Origin of the sequence: Rhizobium sp. 1399 (assembly GCF_031455475.1) — a bacterium.
GTDB lineage: Bacteria > Pseudomonadota > Alphaproteobacteria > Rhizobiales > Rhizobiaceae > Rhizobium.
Window position 1 is genome coordinate 24,467 of sequence record NZ_JAVDSU010000005.1, and the last position, 13,658, is coordinate 38,124.

15 protein-coding genes and 1 riboswitch are annotated in these 13,658 nt (G+C 60.2%); of the genes, 4 read left to right on the forward strand and 11 right to left on the reverse strand.

Translation table 11 applies throughout. The annotated features are described in order from the left end of the window. Positions 1–162: 162 nt before the first annotated feature. From J2X71_RS17525 to J2X71_RS17540, 4 genes are all read right to left on the reverse strand, one after another. Entirely contained in the window at positions 163–609 is a 447-nt protein-coding gene (locus J2X71_RS17525; RefSeq protein ID WP_310383358.1) for an SRPBCC family protein, read from the reverse strand. Positions 610–664: 55 nt separating this feature from the next. Beyond that, positions 665–988: a metalloregulator ArsR/SmtB family transcription factor gene (locus J2X71_RS17530; protein WP_310383360.1), complete on the reverse strand. Its 324-nt coding sequence runs from the start codon at positions 986–988 to the stop codon at positions 665–667. A gap of 122 nt (positions 989–1,110) precedes the next feature. Then, complete coding sequence (locus J2X71_RS17535; RefSeq protein ID WP_310383362.1) at positions 1,111–2,466, reverse strand: sigma-54 dependent transcriptional regulator; 1,356 nt, start codon at positions 2,464–2,466, stop codon at positions 1,111–1,113. Beyond that, positions 2,463–4,382 (reverse strand): ATP-binding protein, encoded by a 1,920-nt coding sequence (locus tag J2X71_RS17540; RefSeq protein WP_405049727.1) that lies wholly within the window; start codon positions 4,380–4,382, stop codon positions 2,463–2,465. The genes J2X71_RS17535 and J2X71_RS17540 overlap by 4 nt, the downstream gene beginning before the upstream one ends. 65 nt (positions 4,383–4,447) lie before the next feature. Between J2X71_RS17540 and J2X71_RS17545 the strand changes: the two genes are divergently transcribed. After that, positions 4,448–5,110 (forward strand): sulfite oxidase-like oxidoreductase, encoded by a 663-nt coding sequence (locus J2X71_RS17545; RefSeq protein WP_310383364.1) that lies wholly within the window; start codon positions 4,448–4,450, stop codon positions 5,108–5,110. On the opposite strand, the gene J2X71_RS17550 is transcribed toward J2X71_RS17545, so the two are convergent. From J2X71_RS17550 to J2X71_RS17560, 3 genes are all read right to left on the reverse strand, one after another. Continuing rightward, on the reverse strand, positions 5,095–5,703 hold the full coding sequence (locus J2X71_RS17550; RefSeq protein WP_310383366.1) for a hypothetical protein: 609 nt from the start codon (positions 5,701–5,703) through the stop codon (positions 5,095–5,097). The two genes, J2X71_RS17545 and J2X71_RS17550, sit on opposite strands and share 16 nt — an antisense overlap. Positions 5,704–5,789: 86 nt before the next feature. Continuing rightward, positions 5,790–6,524 (reverse strand): CbtA family protein, encoded by a 735-nt coding sequence (locus tag J2X71_RS17555; RefSeq protein WP_310383368.1) that lies wholly within the window; start codon positions 6,522–6,524, stop codon positions 5,790–5,792. Between the two features lie 13 nt (positions 6,525–6,537). Next, positions 6,538–6,747, reverse strand: coding sequence for a CbtB-domain containing protein (locus J2X71_RS17560; RefSeq protein ID WP_113323767.1), 210 nt, complete (start codon positions 6,745–6,747; stop codon positions 6,538–6,540). A gap of 50 nt (positions 6,748–6,797) precedes the next feature. Further along, positions 6,798–6,872, reverse strand: a riboswitch (cobalamin riboswitch). Positions 6,873–6,977: 105 nt separating this feature from the next. On the opposite strand from J2X71_RS17560, the gene J2X71_RS17565 reads away from it, so the two are divergent. Continuing rightward, complete coding sequence (locus J2X71_RS17565; protein WP_310383371.1) at positions 6,978–7,523, forward strand: histidine phosphatase family protein; 546 nt, start codon at positions 6,978–6,980, stop codon at positions 7,521–7,523. Positions 7,524–7,747: 224 nt separating this feature from the next. Here the strand turns inward: J2X71_RS17565 and J2X71_RS17570 are convergent, their stop codons facing one another. The 3 genes from J2X71_RS17570 to J2X71_RS17580 all read right to left on the reverse strand — a co-directional run bounded on the left by J2X71_RS17570 (position 7,748) and on the right by J2X71_RS17580 (position 8,752). Beyond that, positions 7,748–8,014, reverse strand: a complete 267-nt coding sequence (locus J2X71_RS17570) for a hypothetical protein (protein WP_310383373.1) — start codon at positions 8,012–8,014, stop codon at positions 7,748–7,750. A gap of 81 nt (positions 8,015–8,095) precedes the next feature. Next, positions 8,096–8,449 carry a hypothetical protein gene (locus J2X71_RS17575; protein WP_310383375.1) on the reverse strand — a complete coding sequence of 118 codons (354 nt, stop codon included), beginning with the start codon at positions 8,447–8,449 and terminating at the stop codon, positions 8,096–8,098. Positions 8,450–8,509: 60 nt separating this feature from the next. After that, a complete protein-coding gene (locus J2X71_RS17580) occupies positions 8,510–8,752 on the reverse strand; it encodes a DUF6894 family protein (protein WP_113323771.1) in 243 nt (80 codons plus the stop codon). 202 nt (positions 8,753–8,954) lie between these two features. Between J2X71_RS17580 and J2X71_RS17585 the strand changes: the two genes are divergently transcribed. Continuing rightward, positions 8,955–10,526 carry a bifunctional diguanylate cyclase/phosphodiesterase gene (locus J2X71_RS17585; RefSeq protein ID WP_310383378.1) on the forward strand — a complete coding sequence of 524 codons (1,572 nt, stop codon included), beginning with the start codon at positions 8,955–8,957 and terminating at the stop codon, positions 10,524–10,526. Positions 10,527–10,633: 107 nt separating this feature from the next. Here J2X71_RS17585 and J2X71_RS17590 read toward each other — a convergent pair whose 3' ends face one another. Beyond that, positions 10,634–12,229: an inorganic phosphate transporter gene (locus tag J2X71_RS17590; RefSeq protein ID WP_310383380.1), complete on the reverse strand. Its 1,596-nt coding sequence runs from the start codon at positions 12,227–12,229 to the stop codon at positions 10,634–10,636. A gap of 205 nt (positions 12,230–12,434) precedes the next feature. Between J2X71_RS17590 and J2X71_RS17595 the strand changes: the two genes are divergently transcribed. Then, positions 12,435–13,610 (forward strand): acetate/propionate family kinase, encoded by a 1,176-nt coding sequence (locus tag J2X71_RS17595; protein WP_310383381.1) that lies wholly within the window; start codon positions 12,435–12,437, stop codon positions 13,608–13,610. The last annotated feature ends 48 nt before the right edge of the window (positions 13,611–13,658 follow it).

Below are 13,658 nucleotides of genomic sequence, written 5' to 3' on the forward strand. Positions count from 1 at the left end.
CTCCGCACCGGCTCGGATGTCCCATTTGCAGGCCAGGGACGGATAGTCGCAATCGCGAGGCGAGGAGAGGAATGACGATTTTGCGACAGTGCACCGCAGCATGGGTTGATTTGGAAACAAATGGTTAAAGCGATGGGTGGAAATCCACCCATCGCTGGTCCTTCACCGGTTGGGCGGCAGAACAACCTCGCCCGTTTCCAGCAGCGATTTGAGGTTGGAGAGAATTTGTGGCCACCCGCCGGAAACGGCACCGATGAATTTGGAGCCTTCTATCGGCATCGAATGTGTCAGCGTCAGCTTGATCGCCTCGCCGACCGGCTCGAGCTCCATCACGCACCGGGAAAACCCTTCAGCCTTGAGCTCCGGCCTGAACTCATTATGCCACTTCAGGACAAGCCGCTTGGGCGGATCGAATTCGAGGATTTCGCCTGTATCGGTCACGGTTCCGTCGGAATAGCTCATCTGCCAGGCAGAACCGACTTTCCAATCGGTCTCGAACTGCACGCCGAGCCAGAATTTCTTCATGAATTCCGATGTCGTGAGTGCCGACCAGAGCTGCTCCGGTGTAGTGCGGATATAGGTGACGTAGTTGAATGCGCTGCCAGCCATGATCGTACTCCTTTTGCCAAGGCTTGGTCACACCCTCGCCGGCAGGCGGGACGATTCATTCGTCTTTGCTGCCTTCGAGGCTCTTCTTGAGATCGGAGAGCGCCTCTAACGCACGGCGCTCGAATTTGCTGATCCAACGGTCCGCGATCTCGTTGATCGGAACCGGATTGATGTAATGCAGCTTCTCGCGCCCCTGCCGGCGCGTGGAAACAAGGTTTGCTTCCTCGAGAATGCCGAGATGCTTCGTCACCGCCTGGCGCGTCATCTCCAGCCCTCCACACAATTCGCCGAGCGTTTGGCCACTGCGCGCATGCAGGCGATCCAGCAGACGTCGCCGGCTGCCATCCGCCAGAGCTCGAAAAACCGCGTCTTCATCCATGTCAATACGGAACCATTTGGTTGCCTTTTGTCATTTTATAGGCAACCAAATGGTTGCCTGTCAAGGCATAAATCGAGCGAGGCCTGAAAACAGACGATCACATCAAGAAATTCGGGATTGGATCAGAGCTCGCGGCGCATCTCACCAGCCATGTCGTTGGCCAGCAGCTTCTTGTCGAGGCCGTACTTCTGCATCTTCTCGTAAAGTGTCTTGCGTGAGATGCCGAGCGATTCATAGACCGGCTTCAGGCTACCGCCATGGGCGACCAGCGCACTTGCAATCACGCCACGTTCGAATTCCGCGACACGCTCGGCAAGCCCCGCGACCTCTGCCTGCCTGCCGCCGCCATCGAGACCAAGCACGAAGCGGTCGGCCGCATTGCGCAATTCGCGGACATTGCCCGGCCAGTCGCGCTGCGCGATATCGGAAATCACATCCGGCGGCACGGCCATGTCGTCCTTGCCGTAGCGAGCTGCCGCTTCCCTGACGAGCTGCATGAAGAGCAGCGGAACATCGGCCCGGCGTTGTGAGAGCGACGGCACATGAATGGTCGCGACGTTCAGGCGGTAGAGGAGGTCGGCGCGGAATCGGCCACCAGCGACTTCCGCTTCCAGATCGACCTTGCTCGTGGCGATGAACCGCACGTCGAGCGATACGGTCTCATTCGATCCAAGGCGCGAAATCATTCTCTCCTGCAGCACCCGCAGAAACTTCGCCTGCAGATCAAACGGCATGGAGCCGATCTCGTCGAGCAGGATGGTGCCGCCCCGCCCATGCTCGAACTTGCCGTAGCGCGGCCGCACGGCCCCCGGAAAAGCGCCGGCCTCATGCCCGAAAAGCTCGCTCTCGATCAGGTTTGCCGGAAGTGCTGCGCAATTGATAGCGATGAATGGCCGGCTTGCCCGCGCGCTGATATCGTGCAGCGCCCGCGCCACCACTTCCTTGCCCGCACCAGTGTCGCCGACAATAAGCGTGTCGGCATCGCTCGCCCCGATCGCACGGATGCGATAGCGCAGGTCGACCATGATCTGCGTTCGTCCCGGCAGGCGCGCCTCGATATCGTCGCGCTTGCCGGCCACCGCCTTCAGCAGCCGATTTTCCAAGACGAGGCTGCGCCGTTCCATAGCGCGGCGGATGACGCCCGCGAGCATCTGCGGCGTAAACGGCTTCTCGATGAAGTCATAGGCGCCCTCGCGCATCGCCTTGACGGCAAGCTGTACATCGCCGTGGCCGGTGACGAGAATAACCGGCACTTCGGTATCGAGTTCGCGGATCTTCTGCATCAGCGTCATGCCGTCCATGCCGGGCATGCGGATATCGGTGACGACGACGCCGGGAAAACTGTAGCCGATCAGTTCCAGCACGTGGTCGGCATTGGAAAAGGTCTCGACGCTGAAGCCGGAGAGTTCCAGCGCCTGCGCCGTCGAGCGGCGCAGTTCCTCTTCGTCATCGACGAGCAATATCTTCTGTTCGTTCATTCCGCCGCCTCCGGCATCATGCCAGCTGCCGCAGAAAGCTCGATACGGAACACGGCTCCACCCTCCGGATGGTTGGAGACGGTCAGGCTGCCGCCAAAATCCTTGATGATGTTATAGGAGATGGAAAGCCCCAGCCCGAGCCCCTTGCCGACGCCCTTAGTGGTGAAAAAGGGGTCGAAGATGCGCTCGGCAATCGCCGCCGGCACACCTGGCCCATGATCACGCACGGTCAGGATTACCCTGCCGGCCTCTTCGGACGCCGAAACCTCGATGCGCCGATCCTCCAGCCCCTCGACGGCATCAGCCGCATTCGAGATCACATTGACCAGCACCTGCTGCAGTCGCACCGAGCCCGCCTTGACCACCGGCGGCCGCGCCCCGAGATGCAGCCGGAGATCAGCATCCGCAGCCTTGAGCCGCCAGGCGATGATCTCCAGCGTATCGCGGATCGCCTCATCGAGCGGCACGGGGCCCAGCTTCTCATTGGGCTTGCGCGCGAAATTGCGCAGATGCCGACTGATGGAAGCCATGCGATCTATCAGTCCGCCAATGCGCTGGATGTTGTCCTGCGCTTCGGCCGTACGGCCGCGTTCGAGCAGGACAGAGGCGCTGTCTGTATAGGTCTTGGCGGCGGCAAGCGGCTGGTTGAACTCGTGCGAAAGTGCTGCCGACATCTGACCGAGACCGGCAAGCTTACCCGCCTGGATGAGATCAGCCTGTGTCTGGCGCAGCTGCTGCTCGGTCAGGCGCCGCTCGGCAATTTCCTCCTCAATGCGGCTGTTGACGCGGGCAAGATCGGCCGTACGCTCATCAACCCGCCGCTCCAGCTCGTTCCGCGCCTCGGCCTGCAGCTGCAGGCGCTCGGCAAGCCGCATGCGTCGTTGCCGAAGAATGGCAAATGTCAGAGCGGCAATGCAGAGAATGAGGAAGACGACGACCAGCGCTGTACGGGCTTGCGCTCGGATGGAGCTCGTGTCCATCAGCACGTTCACCGTCCAGTCCTCGGCCGGCATGTAGTGCGAGAGCACGAGATATTCGCTTTGCCCGCGATCGCTGGCGAGCGTCATCAGGTCATGATCTTCGAAGCGATGACGGATGACCGGCAGTTCGACCAGTTTCGCATTGGCATAACGTCGCGATGCCTCGGTGCGCGCCACCCGATCCGAACTCAGCGGCAGGATCGCCCCATAGAGCCAGTCCGGACTGTCGGACATGAAGATGATACCCTCGGGATCGGAGACGAAGATGCGGTACTCGCCGCCGCTCCAGGAGGATTCGATTACGTCGATATCGACCTTGAAGACAATGACGCCGCGGATTTCGCCATCCACCCAGATCGGCGAAGAGAAATAATAGCCGCGCTTCAGCGAGGTCGTACCGAGGGCATAGAAGCGGGCCTGATGCCCGCCGATCGCCTCCTGGAAATAGGGGCGATAGCTGAAGTTCTCACCGATGAAACTGCCGGGGCCATCATAATTGCTGGCGGCGATCGTCTCGCCATCCGGACGCACGACATAAATATCGGATGATTTCAGCAGCCCGTTGATTTCCTTGAGGTAGAGATTGGCATTGTCGCGCAGGGAGCGATCATCCGGCCGACTCACCAGCTCCTTGACATCGTCATGATCGGCGATCAGCGCCGGCAACGCCTCGTAGCGGCTGAGATGGCCACTCAGCGCCGAGGCCGCAAGCCGGAGTGCCGTGCCGGCCTGCGCCGAAGCCTCGCCCATATAGGCGCGCGTAGCGACCGCGCTCCCGTAATAGAAGAAAGCGAAAATCAGCAAGGGTGCGGCGCAGAGCGCCGCAATGACACGATAGCGCGAAGACAGAGTCTCGCTCCTCCCTTTCCGCCTCCGCTCCCCGTGGAGGCATACCCCGACGGCTTCAAGTGTAATGAGCGCGGTGGAGATTTCCAAGAGGCGCCGAAACTTGACACGTATCAGGCGCGGATGTCTGATTGCTGCACCGCAAGGAGACCGCTATGAGCGATGACCAGATCCCGGAAGACAGCAAGCTCACGACGTCCAAGCGCCGCTGGGCGGTGGAGGGAAAATTTCTGACCGGCCGCATCAGCCGTCCGGAAACCGAGCGCCTGCCGCCGGGCCAGCATCTGGTCAAGAACTGGCCGGTGCTCGACCTCGGCCAGCAGCCGATCATTTCCATTGATAGCTGGCGGCTGGAAGTTCACGGTCTGGTCGAGACACCGCTCGACCTTAGTTGGGCCGCCTTCCAGGCACTGGAACAGAGCACAATGATCACCGACATCCATTGTGTCACAACATGGTCGCGCTACGACAACAAGTGGAAGGGTGTTTCGACCCGAGACCTGCTTGATCTCGCCATGCCGAAAGCCGAAGCCGCTTACGTCATGCTGACAAGCTATGACGGCTACACGACCAACCTGCCACTATCCGATTTCGCCGCCGAAGACGCCATTCTCGCCACCTCATGGGAAGGCCTGCCGCTCACCCGCGATCACGGCGGACCTATGCGTCTCGTCGTACCGCATCTCTATTTCTGGAAAAGCGCCAAATGGCTGCGCCGCATCGATCTGCTGCCGGCCGACAAGGCCGGCTTCTGGGAAAAGAACGGCTACCATATGTATGGTGATCCGTGGCGCGAGCAGCGCTATTCCGAAGACTGAACCCGAAGAAGCCGCCTGAGAACAAAGAACCCTGCGGCGAGGATCGCCGCAAATCCGGTCAGCGAGGCCATGCTCGCCGGATGCAGCGGAATTTCGCTCCAGCGCGGTCGCAGAACATCGGCCGTGTTGAAACCCTCACCACTGAAGCGGCAGGTCACCAGCGAGAGCCCGCGCCTGACCATATCGACATCAACAGCCGATGCGATTTCACCGGCCACCACCGCCTCCTGCGGCATGTCGCGCATGGCGAGCAGCACCGCCTTGGTCGCGGCGAGATAGGCATGGGCGCATTCGTTGAACGGACTTTCCTCATCCGTCACGCTGCCGGGCATCCGACCCCAGAGACAGTAGGAATACTGGATTTCGGCATAGTTCAGCACACGCCGGAAAGGCTCGTTCGTATCAACCGCGCCTGCCGCAAGATCCATGATACGGCCGCGATAGTCGGCAATCACAGCCATTTCCCCGTGAGATATTTCGGGCACCGGCAGGCCCGCACTACTGCCCTCGCCCCCGCCGCCTCCATGCGCGGATGCGCTACCCGCGATCAGCAGGGCAAGGCCGAAACAAAGGAGATTGAATCCGTTTTTCACAATACGTCCAACGTCCCGACGCGGCAGCCCAAGAGCCGACAGGCTTCGCGAGGAAAGAGGGAGCGGCAAGCCCCCTCTCCCGACCCTTATCGATAGGCCGGGAGCAACCCGCTCTTCGCCCCGAGGCGCTTCTCCGCCAGCGCGCCGAAAGCGAGACCGAGCACTAACCAGAGGATCATATGCATGCCGAGCGTGGTCGTGCGGAAGCGCCATAGCACCATTGCCGAGAAATTCTCCGGCACTTCATTGATCGGCGGCAGCAGATATTCCACCAGACCGATGAAGACGACGAAGAGAACACCCGCAACGATCGCCGCATTCCATAAACCGTAGCGCGCTGTCAGGCTGCGGGCAATTGCGACGGCCGCGATCAGCGAAGCAACCGAGACGACAATCATCAGGAAGAACAGCTCTGTGCGCACGCCGATCGTATCCGAGTTGCCGACAGCCGGCGGATTGGCCGGATATTTGATAGCCGGAACGATGACGATGGCGACGAAAGCTGCGATTGCGATAACGGCCGAGGTGCCGCGTGCCGAAAGGCTGCTGAAGCGGCCGTGCACGAAGGCGAAGACAAGCGCAAACAGCCCGCCAATGGCAACGCTATAGGCCATGACACCGATAAGGAGCCCAGGCCCCGCCTGGGTGGCGCGGCTGACGATTTCCGGTTCGGCTGCCGCACCGGCCGCCTGCGATGTAGCCTCTTCAAAGGCAATCGCCGCATCGACCAGCGGCTCGCCGAAGACGCGTGCAAAGGCAAAAACCAGGATGCCAGCAATCATGCCCGCGATCATGCCGCGAAGCAGAAGATTTCCAACCATGTGAGGCACTCCCTTAGTGGCAGGGGAAGCCGAGGAGGTGACGGGCGTCATGCACGAATTCGTGCACATACATGCCGTTGAAGAGCGCCATTGCGCCTTCTTCGGTGCCAACGAAATAGATGGCGATCAGCATCAGCAGGCCGCCGAAGATCGCCCATGGCAGAATCTGGCCTACGGGAATTGGGGCGGGTGACGCGACGGGCGCGAAAGTGGTGTCAGACATGTATTCCTCCTGGAATGACGCGTTCAGTCGAGAATCTTGCGTGCAGTTAGGTCTGACTTCCAACGCGAAGAATTTCGACACGCTGGTCACAGTGGCGCGACCGCGCCGGACTCTCACCGGCTTCCAAACCCGCAACGTGACGGTTATATCTGCACGCCAAAGACACTGTCAACGAAACTTCATATGCGGGCGGCGGCCATCCCGCCCCATCTCCGCAAGGCGCGAAAGACGTGACCACCCGCCTCACATGGATCTGCCACGGCGCGACAGCAGCCAATCGCACCGCCTCCTTTCCGGCGGACGAACCGCTGGAGGAAAAGGTGCTGAGCGATACCACGCTGCCGGCGCCGGGACGGGCGGATAGAGTTTTCACAAGCCCGGCCCTACGCGCCAGACAGACCGCCGAAATGCTGGGCTTCGACGCGACCGTTGCCCCGTCGCTCAGGGATTGTGACTACGGCCGCTGGGTCGGCAAACCGTTGGTCAGTCTCCACGCCGAGGAGCCTGAAAATCTTGCGCTCTGGATGTCCGATCCCGAAGCGACCCCGCATGAGGGCGAGAGCCTGCAACAGCTTGGCAAGCGAATCGCCGGCTGGATGAACGAGGAGATGCCGCTCGGCGGCCATATCATCGCAGTCACCCACGCAGCCGTCATCCGCGCCACGATCCTGAATGTGCTGAAAGCACCGCCGACCGCCTTCTGGACCATCGATGTCCAGCCGCTTGGGATAGTGCGTATGACGCATGACGGTCGCCGCTGGTCGCTGCGTTTCTGAATAGTCCTCGTAAATTAGTCCAGTCTTACACAAGCAAACACAGTCATACATATTGAACCCGGAATCCCGGGCTCTACGTCCTTCCCCGAGGAGACGAAAAATGACCTATGACTGGAGTGGGGAGCGCACGTGGCGTATTCGCATCGTGCGTGTCGCAACTGTTGTCGCCGTTCTCGTCGGCGTCATGATCAGCCTGCCATTGCTGATCAACGTCGTCTGAACTGTCAGAGTACGTCAAAGGCGAGCGTGCTGCGGCTGCTCGCCTTTCTCTTTGCCAATCTATTGCGGAATCTGAATGACAGCGAAGAACAGACCGAGTTGGCCGAGGCTAGCAGGAAGCAACGCGGGCAAGTCTCGGCATCCCGCAGGGTGGAAAGCAGATCGGCTACCGCGCTGCGCACGCGACGTATCTGCGCCACATCATCGGAATAGACGTTGTTTTTCCGCACGAGCCAGAGCGGCGCTCCGATAATTTCCATCAGGATCAGCACGCCGAGCGGCGGTAAAGGCGCCCCACGATCAAGCCGATGATCGCGGGGCGCTTTCAGGCATAGCGACCATAAAAGGGTAGATCAGTGTTTGCTTCCCTTGGGGATTGCGGTGTTGGTGACCGAGACTGGATCGCTGGCGGGGAAGGTGCCTTCCAGCCCTTCGTCAAGCTGCTCTTCCATCGTTCCCGTGTCACCCGCCGCACGGGCACTCCGGAGCACGCTGGCGCCACCATCATCGTCGTCCCGGATCTTCGCCGTGGCAAAACGGCTCATCACTTCCCTCGCCTTTTCGACCGCATTCAGCCGGTTCAATTGCTGGCCGGGGACGTTCTTGATCTGCACGGAGACGACTTCGCCGCCGTCGCCCACGAACTCGACCGTGAAACCGCCTTTGCCGCCGTAGGCGGGGATGACCTGGGTGCCGACAAGTTGCATGAGATTGTCCTCTCTCGTGAATGTTCGCGGAAAACGGCTTCGACGCAATATTGGTTCCGCTCAGGCCGGCCGGATGTAATCCACTTTCAGTTCCAGCCGCAGTCGCACGATCGGAGAGTGATCACCGTTCTGCACTTCTATGCCCAGCGATCCGCCCGGCCATTGCGGCAAACCGTCGAGCGCCATTTCGGCCAGCACATGCTTTGCCTCTTCCACGGCGGCGAAAAGATCGGGAAATTCGAACGGCAGATCGCCGGGAACCGTGCCGTCATTGTCTATGGTCTTGAAATAGAAGAGGGACATCTGCCTGCATCCGTTGCGAAAGCATAAAGCGGCAAGCGGCCAAAGGTTTCAAATCGCCGGTAAAATTCGGTGTTCCGCACACTCGCTTCCGATGAAAGTGCTACCGAATGCATGGCATGGCCTCCAACAATTCGCCTTCAGGTTTCAATAAACATTTCAGACTTTCATGATATTTCCGCCCCGGGTGGAGATGGAGAAGCTCATGCCGGAATTCTTCAGGAGCAGGGCGGGAAGGCAATGTCTGACGATCATGGCGCTCGGTGCAGTGCTGTGGATTTCGGCCACCCTGCTGGATGTCGATAACTGGCTCGTTTCCTTCATGAGCACCTTCGAGAATTACGGTGCCGATAAGTTCGTGCTGGCCCTCGGCATCGCCGGCGCGATGAGCTTCATCTATTCCGTGTTGCGCATTGCCGACCTTCGCAAGGAGATGCAGCTTCGCGACTCCGCCCAGGCGCGCGCCGACTGGACCGCCACCCACGATCATCTGACCAAGCTTCCGAACCGCTACGCCTTCGAACGCAAGATCCTGCCCAAGCCCGCCGATAAGGACGGCAATCTTCCCGAAGAGGCCAAGAGCAACGTCACTATCTTCTCCGTCGATCTCGACGGCTTCAAGAAGGTCAACGACCTCGTCGGCCATAAGGGCGGCGACGTTCTGCTGGTGGAAGTGGCCAAGCGCATTTGCGCGTTGGGCAATGCCGACTGCGTCTACCGTTTCGGCGGGGATGAATTCATCATCATCGCCCTCGGCATGACAGCGGCGCGGGAGGAATGGTTTGCCAAAGTGCTCATCCAGGCGGTTACCCGCCCCATCCTAATCGATGGCTTTGCCGTAGAGGTTGGCGCCAGCGTGGGCTACGACCGCTGGAGCGAAGGCGCAGAGCCGCTGGAGGATGCCGCTCACCGCGCCGACCTCGCCATGTACGAGGCGAAATCGCGCGGGCCCAATCATCAACTGATCTTCGAAACGTCCATGCAGGACAAGGTGGCGGAACGCGCATCGCTCGAAACCAAGTTGCGCGGCGCCATTCAGAACAAGGCGATCAAGACCTACTATCAGCCGCTGATCGATCTCAGGAGCGGCAGGCTCTGCGGCTTCGAGGCGCTGGCCCGATGGACCGACGAGGACGGCATGAATATTCCGCCTCCGGTCTTCATCGGCATCGCCGAAGAAACCGGCATGATCACCGAACTGTTCGAAAACCTTCTCACCCAGGCCTGCAGCGATGCCCTCGCCTGGCCTGACGATGTAAGGCTTTCCTTCAACGTGTCACCCGTGCAGATGGAGGATAAACTCCTTCCCTCGCGCATCTTCAAAGTGCTCGCTGCAAGCCGCCTGCCCGCCAGGCGACTGGAAGTTGAAATCACCGAAAACGCGCTGGTCCAGGATCCGGCGATCGCGGCCCATATTCTCGATGAGTTGCATAAAGCGGGCGTACAGATCGCGCTCGATGATTTCGGCACGGGCTATTCGAGCCTTGCTCAGCTCGCCCGTTATCGCTTCGACAAAATCAAGATCGACAAGAGTTTCATCGCCACCTGCCGGGAGGACGAGAAGCAGGAAAAGATCGTCCGCGCCATGCTCGCTCTCGGAAGAAGCCTCAACATCAAGACAACGGCTGAAGGCGTCGAGGAGCACGCCCAGCTCGCCTATCTACTGCAGCTTGGCTGCGACATCGGTCAGGGCTATCTCTTCGGCAAGGCGATGCCCGCCGCGGAGGCGGGCATCTTCATCGAAAGCCAGAATACCAATCTGGCCTCTACGGCCTGAATAAAGCAATTCCAGCAAAAGTGTGAAGCGGTTTTGCGTCCGGAATTGCGTGAAAACAAAGAGATAAAGCATTTCCGTGTTTCGAAGAAAAACGGAAATGCTTTAAACTAGAAGACTTGCCGCAGGATCACGAACAGCAGGAAGGCGATCGCGATCGAGGCCGGCAGCGTCAGCACCCAGGCCATGAGCATGTTGCGCACGGTGGACCATTGCAGGCCCGAGCCGTTCGCAGCCATCGTGCCCGCCACACCGGAAGACAGAACATGCGTGGTCGAAACCGGCAGGCCGAGATGGTCGGCCGAGGCGATCGTCACCATGGCGACGACTTCCGCGGCGGCACCCTGGCCGTAGGTCAGGTGCGTTTTGCCGATCTTCTCACCAACCGTCACGACGATGCGCTTCCAGCCGACCATGGTGCCGAGGCCGAGCGCCAGCGCAACGGCGACCTTCACCCACAAGGGGATGAACTTCGTCGCATTGTCCACCGCCGCGTGATAGCCGGTGACGGCCTTGAGATCGCTGGCATCCATCGGCAGCAGCTTCTGCTTGTCGATGAGCTTCAGCGCCTCGCCGATCAGGTAAATGTCGTTGCGGACGTTGCTGACGAGATTGGTCGGAACGGCTTCCAGCGTCGGGAAAGCGGCGACTTCGGCGCTCGTCTGATGGATATACTGCTGCAGCGCCGGCGTGGTCGCATCCGTCCAGACCTTGTTCTTGACGGCATTGCCGACTTCAGCCTTGAAATCGGTAACGGTCACGCCCGGCTTTATATATTTGCCGAGCGCCGTTTCCACCTGCGCCGAAGCCGATTTGTAGGCTTCGAGATAGTTGACGTCAGGCGTGCGGTTCAGCGCGAAGGCGGTCGGCACCAGACCGATCAGGATGAGCATGATGAGACCCATGCCCTTCTGGCCGTCATTCGAGCCATGGGCGAAGCTGACGCCCGTGCAGGTGAAGATCAGGATGGCGCGGATCCATAACGGCGGCGGCTGGTTGCCCTTCGGCTCCTGATGGAGCTCGGGTTTGCGCACCAGGAACTTCATAACAACGAGCAGGATGGCCGAAAGGCCGAAACCGATGATTGGCGAAATCAGGAGTGACAGGCCAATGTTGGTCGCCTGCGACCAGTCCACACCGCTGGTGGCCGAGCCTGCCGGCGCCAGGAACTGGTTGGCGAGGCCGACACCAATGATCGAGCCGACCAGCGTATGCGAGCTCGATGACGGCAGGCCGAGATACCAGGTACCAAGGTTCCAGACAATCGCTGCTATCAATAGAGCGAAGACCATGGCCAGACCCGAGCCGGAGCCGACCTGCAGGAGGAGCTCGACCGGTAACAAGGCCAGGATGCCGAAGGCGACGGCGCCCGTCGACGTCAAGACACCGAGAAAATTGAAGAAGCCCGACCAGATGACGGCAATTTCCGCCGGCATGGAGCGCGTATAGATAACGGTCGCCACGGCATTGGCCGTATCGTGGAAACCGTTGACGAACTCGAAGCCGAGCGCGATCAGCAGCGCAAGGCCGAGAAGCAGCCAGGGAACGGCAACTGCGGCAGTCAGATCACGGGCGAGGGCATAGCCGACATATCCGAGACCGCAGACCACAACGAGCCCGAACACCGGCAGGAACCATTTGCCGGCGGAGTTCGAATGATACAGCGGATGGGAAGCGTCGCTATGGCTGGGGGCAATGTCGGCCATGGCATAGTTCCTTGTTCCATTTGCAAATTGCCGTTTGTTAATAAATCCCTAGCGTGAAGCCCTCATGACGCGACCATTCCCGCCATCCGGATCCGGAACCGAAATCAGCAACCAAAAATTGCCTGCCGGGACGCAAAAGACTTCCCACCCGGCACGATGACGCTAAGTTCGTCATCGTCACGCTTGCCGGGGAGCATCAAGCAAAATGCCGTCGACCGACCTTCTCCTGACCTTCAATGCCGGCTCGTCGACGGTGAAGATCGGCATCTTCGCAATCGAGGATGCAAAGGTGCGCCGCATCGGCAAGGGCATGATCGACTTCCGCTCCAACCCACTCGCCTTCAAGCTGACGGAAGGTCCGCAGGCATTTGATACACCGTTGAAGGCGGAACTGACAGACGATCTGCACGCCGTCATCGACGAAACGTTCAAACTGCTCTCGGAGCATTTCGATATCGGTGACGTCCGCGCTGCCGGCCACCGCGTCGTCCATGGCGGCGACCGTTTTACCGCGGCAACCGCGCTCGATGATGCCGCAATCGCGGCGGTCGACGCGCTCACGCCGCTCGCACCCCTTCATCAGCCGCAGGCGCTTCGCTTCATCCGCGCCCTGAAGCACCTGAAGCCACAGCTTGCCCAGACGGCTTCCTTCGATACCGCCTTTCATGCCACGCAGACCGATCTCGTCCGCCGCTTCGCCATCCCCCGCGCGCTTCATGACGAGGGCATCAAGCGCTACGGCTTTCATGGCCTCTCCTACAAATTCATCGCAGGGGAGGTAAGCCGCAGGCTGTCGAACAAAGCGAAAATCGTCGCCGCCCATCTCGGTAGCGGCGCAAGCCTCTGCGCTCTGGAAAAGGGCATCAGTCGCGATTGCAGCATGGGCTTTTCCACGCTGGACGGCATTCCCATGGCCACAAGGCCCGGCTGGCTCGATCCCGGCGTGATCTTGCATCTGCTGCAGCAGAGGAAGCAGTCCGCCGATCAGGTAGAAGATCTGCTCTACCATCGCTCCGGCCTGCTCGGTGTCTCCGGCATCAATGCCGATACCCGCGATCTTCTCGAGGATGACCGCGCAGAAGCCCAGGAGGCGCTCGACCTCTTCACATTGCGCATCGCAGGCGAGATCGGCCGCATGTCGGTGACGCTCGGCGGGCTCGACGCCATCGTCTTTACGGCCGGCATCGGCGAGCATCAGCCGCAGATCCGCGCAGCAGTCCTCCAGCGCTTGAGTTGGCTCGGTCTTGCCGTCGATGAAAAGGCGAATGCCGCCAACGGCTTCACAATCACGACACCCGCAAGCCGCATAACGGCGCATGTCATTGCAACCGACGAAGAACAGATTATCGCGCAGGAAGCACTCTCTATTCTTCGCTCCTGATGATCCAGATCAAATGCATGCCAGCGCCAGCCGCTAGAATTGACGTTG

Coding starts and splice junctions, on each gene's coding strand:
- J2X71_RS17525 (WP_310383358.1), bottom strand. CDS start 609: ATGGCTGGCAGCGCATTCAACTACGTCACCTATATCCGCACTACACCG.
- J2X71_RS17530 (WP_310383360.1), bottom strand. CDS start 988: ATGGATGAAGACGCGGTTTTTCGAGCTCTGGCGGATGGCAGCCGGCGA.
- J2X71_RS17535 (WP_310383362.1), bottom strand. CDS start 2,466: ATGAACGAACAGAAGATATTGCTCGTCGATGACGAAGAGGAACTGCGC.
- J2X71_RS17545 (WP_310383364.1), top strand. CDS start 4,448: ATGAGCGATGACCAGATCCCGGAAGACAGCAAGCTCACGACGTCCAAG.
- J2X71_RS17555 (WP_310383368.1), bottom strand. CDS start 6,524: ATGGTTGGAAATCTTCTGCTTCGCGGCATGATCGCGGGCATGATTGCT.
- J2X71_RS17560 (WP_113323767.1), bottom strand. CDS start 6,747: ATGTCTGACACCACTTTCGCGCCCGTCGCGTCACCCGCCCCAATTCCC.
- J2X71_RS17575 (WP_310383375.1), bottom strand. CDS start 8,449: ATGCAACTTGTCGGCACCCAGGTCATCCCCGCCTACGGCGGCAAAGGC.
- J2X71_RS17580 (WP_113323771.1), bottom strand. CDS start 8,752: ATGTCCCTCTTCTATTTCAAGACCATAGACAATGACGGCACGGTTCCC.
- J2X71_RS17585 (WP_310383378.1), top strand. CDS start 8,955: ATGCCGGAATTCTTCAGGAGCAGGGCGGGAAGGCAATGTCTGACGATC.
- J2X71_RS17590 (WP_310383380.1), bottom strand. CDS start 12,229: ATGGCCGACATTGCCCCCAGCCATAGCGACGCTTCCCATCCGCTGTAT.
- J2X71_RS17595 (WP_310383381.1), top strand. CDS start 12,435: ATGCCGTCGACCGACCTTCTCCTGACCTTCAATGCCGGCTCGTCGACG.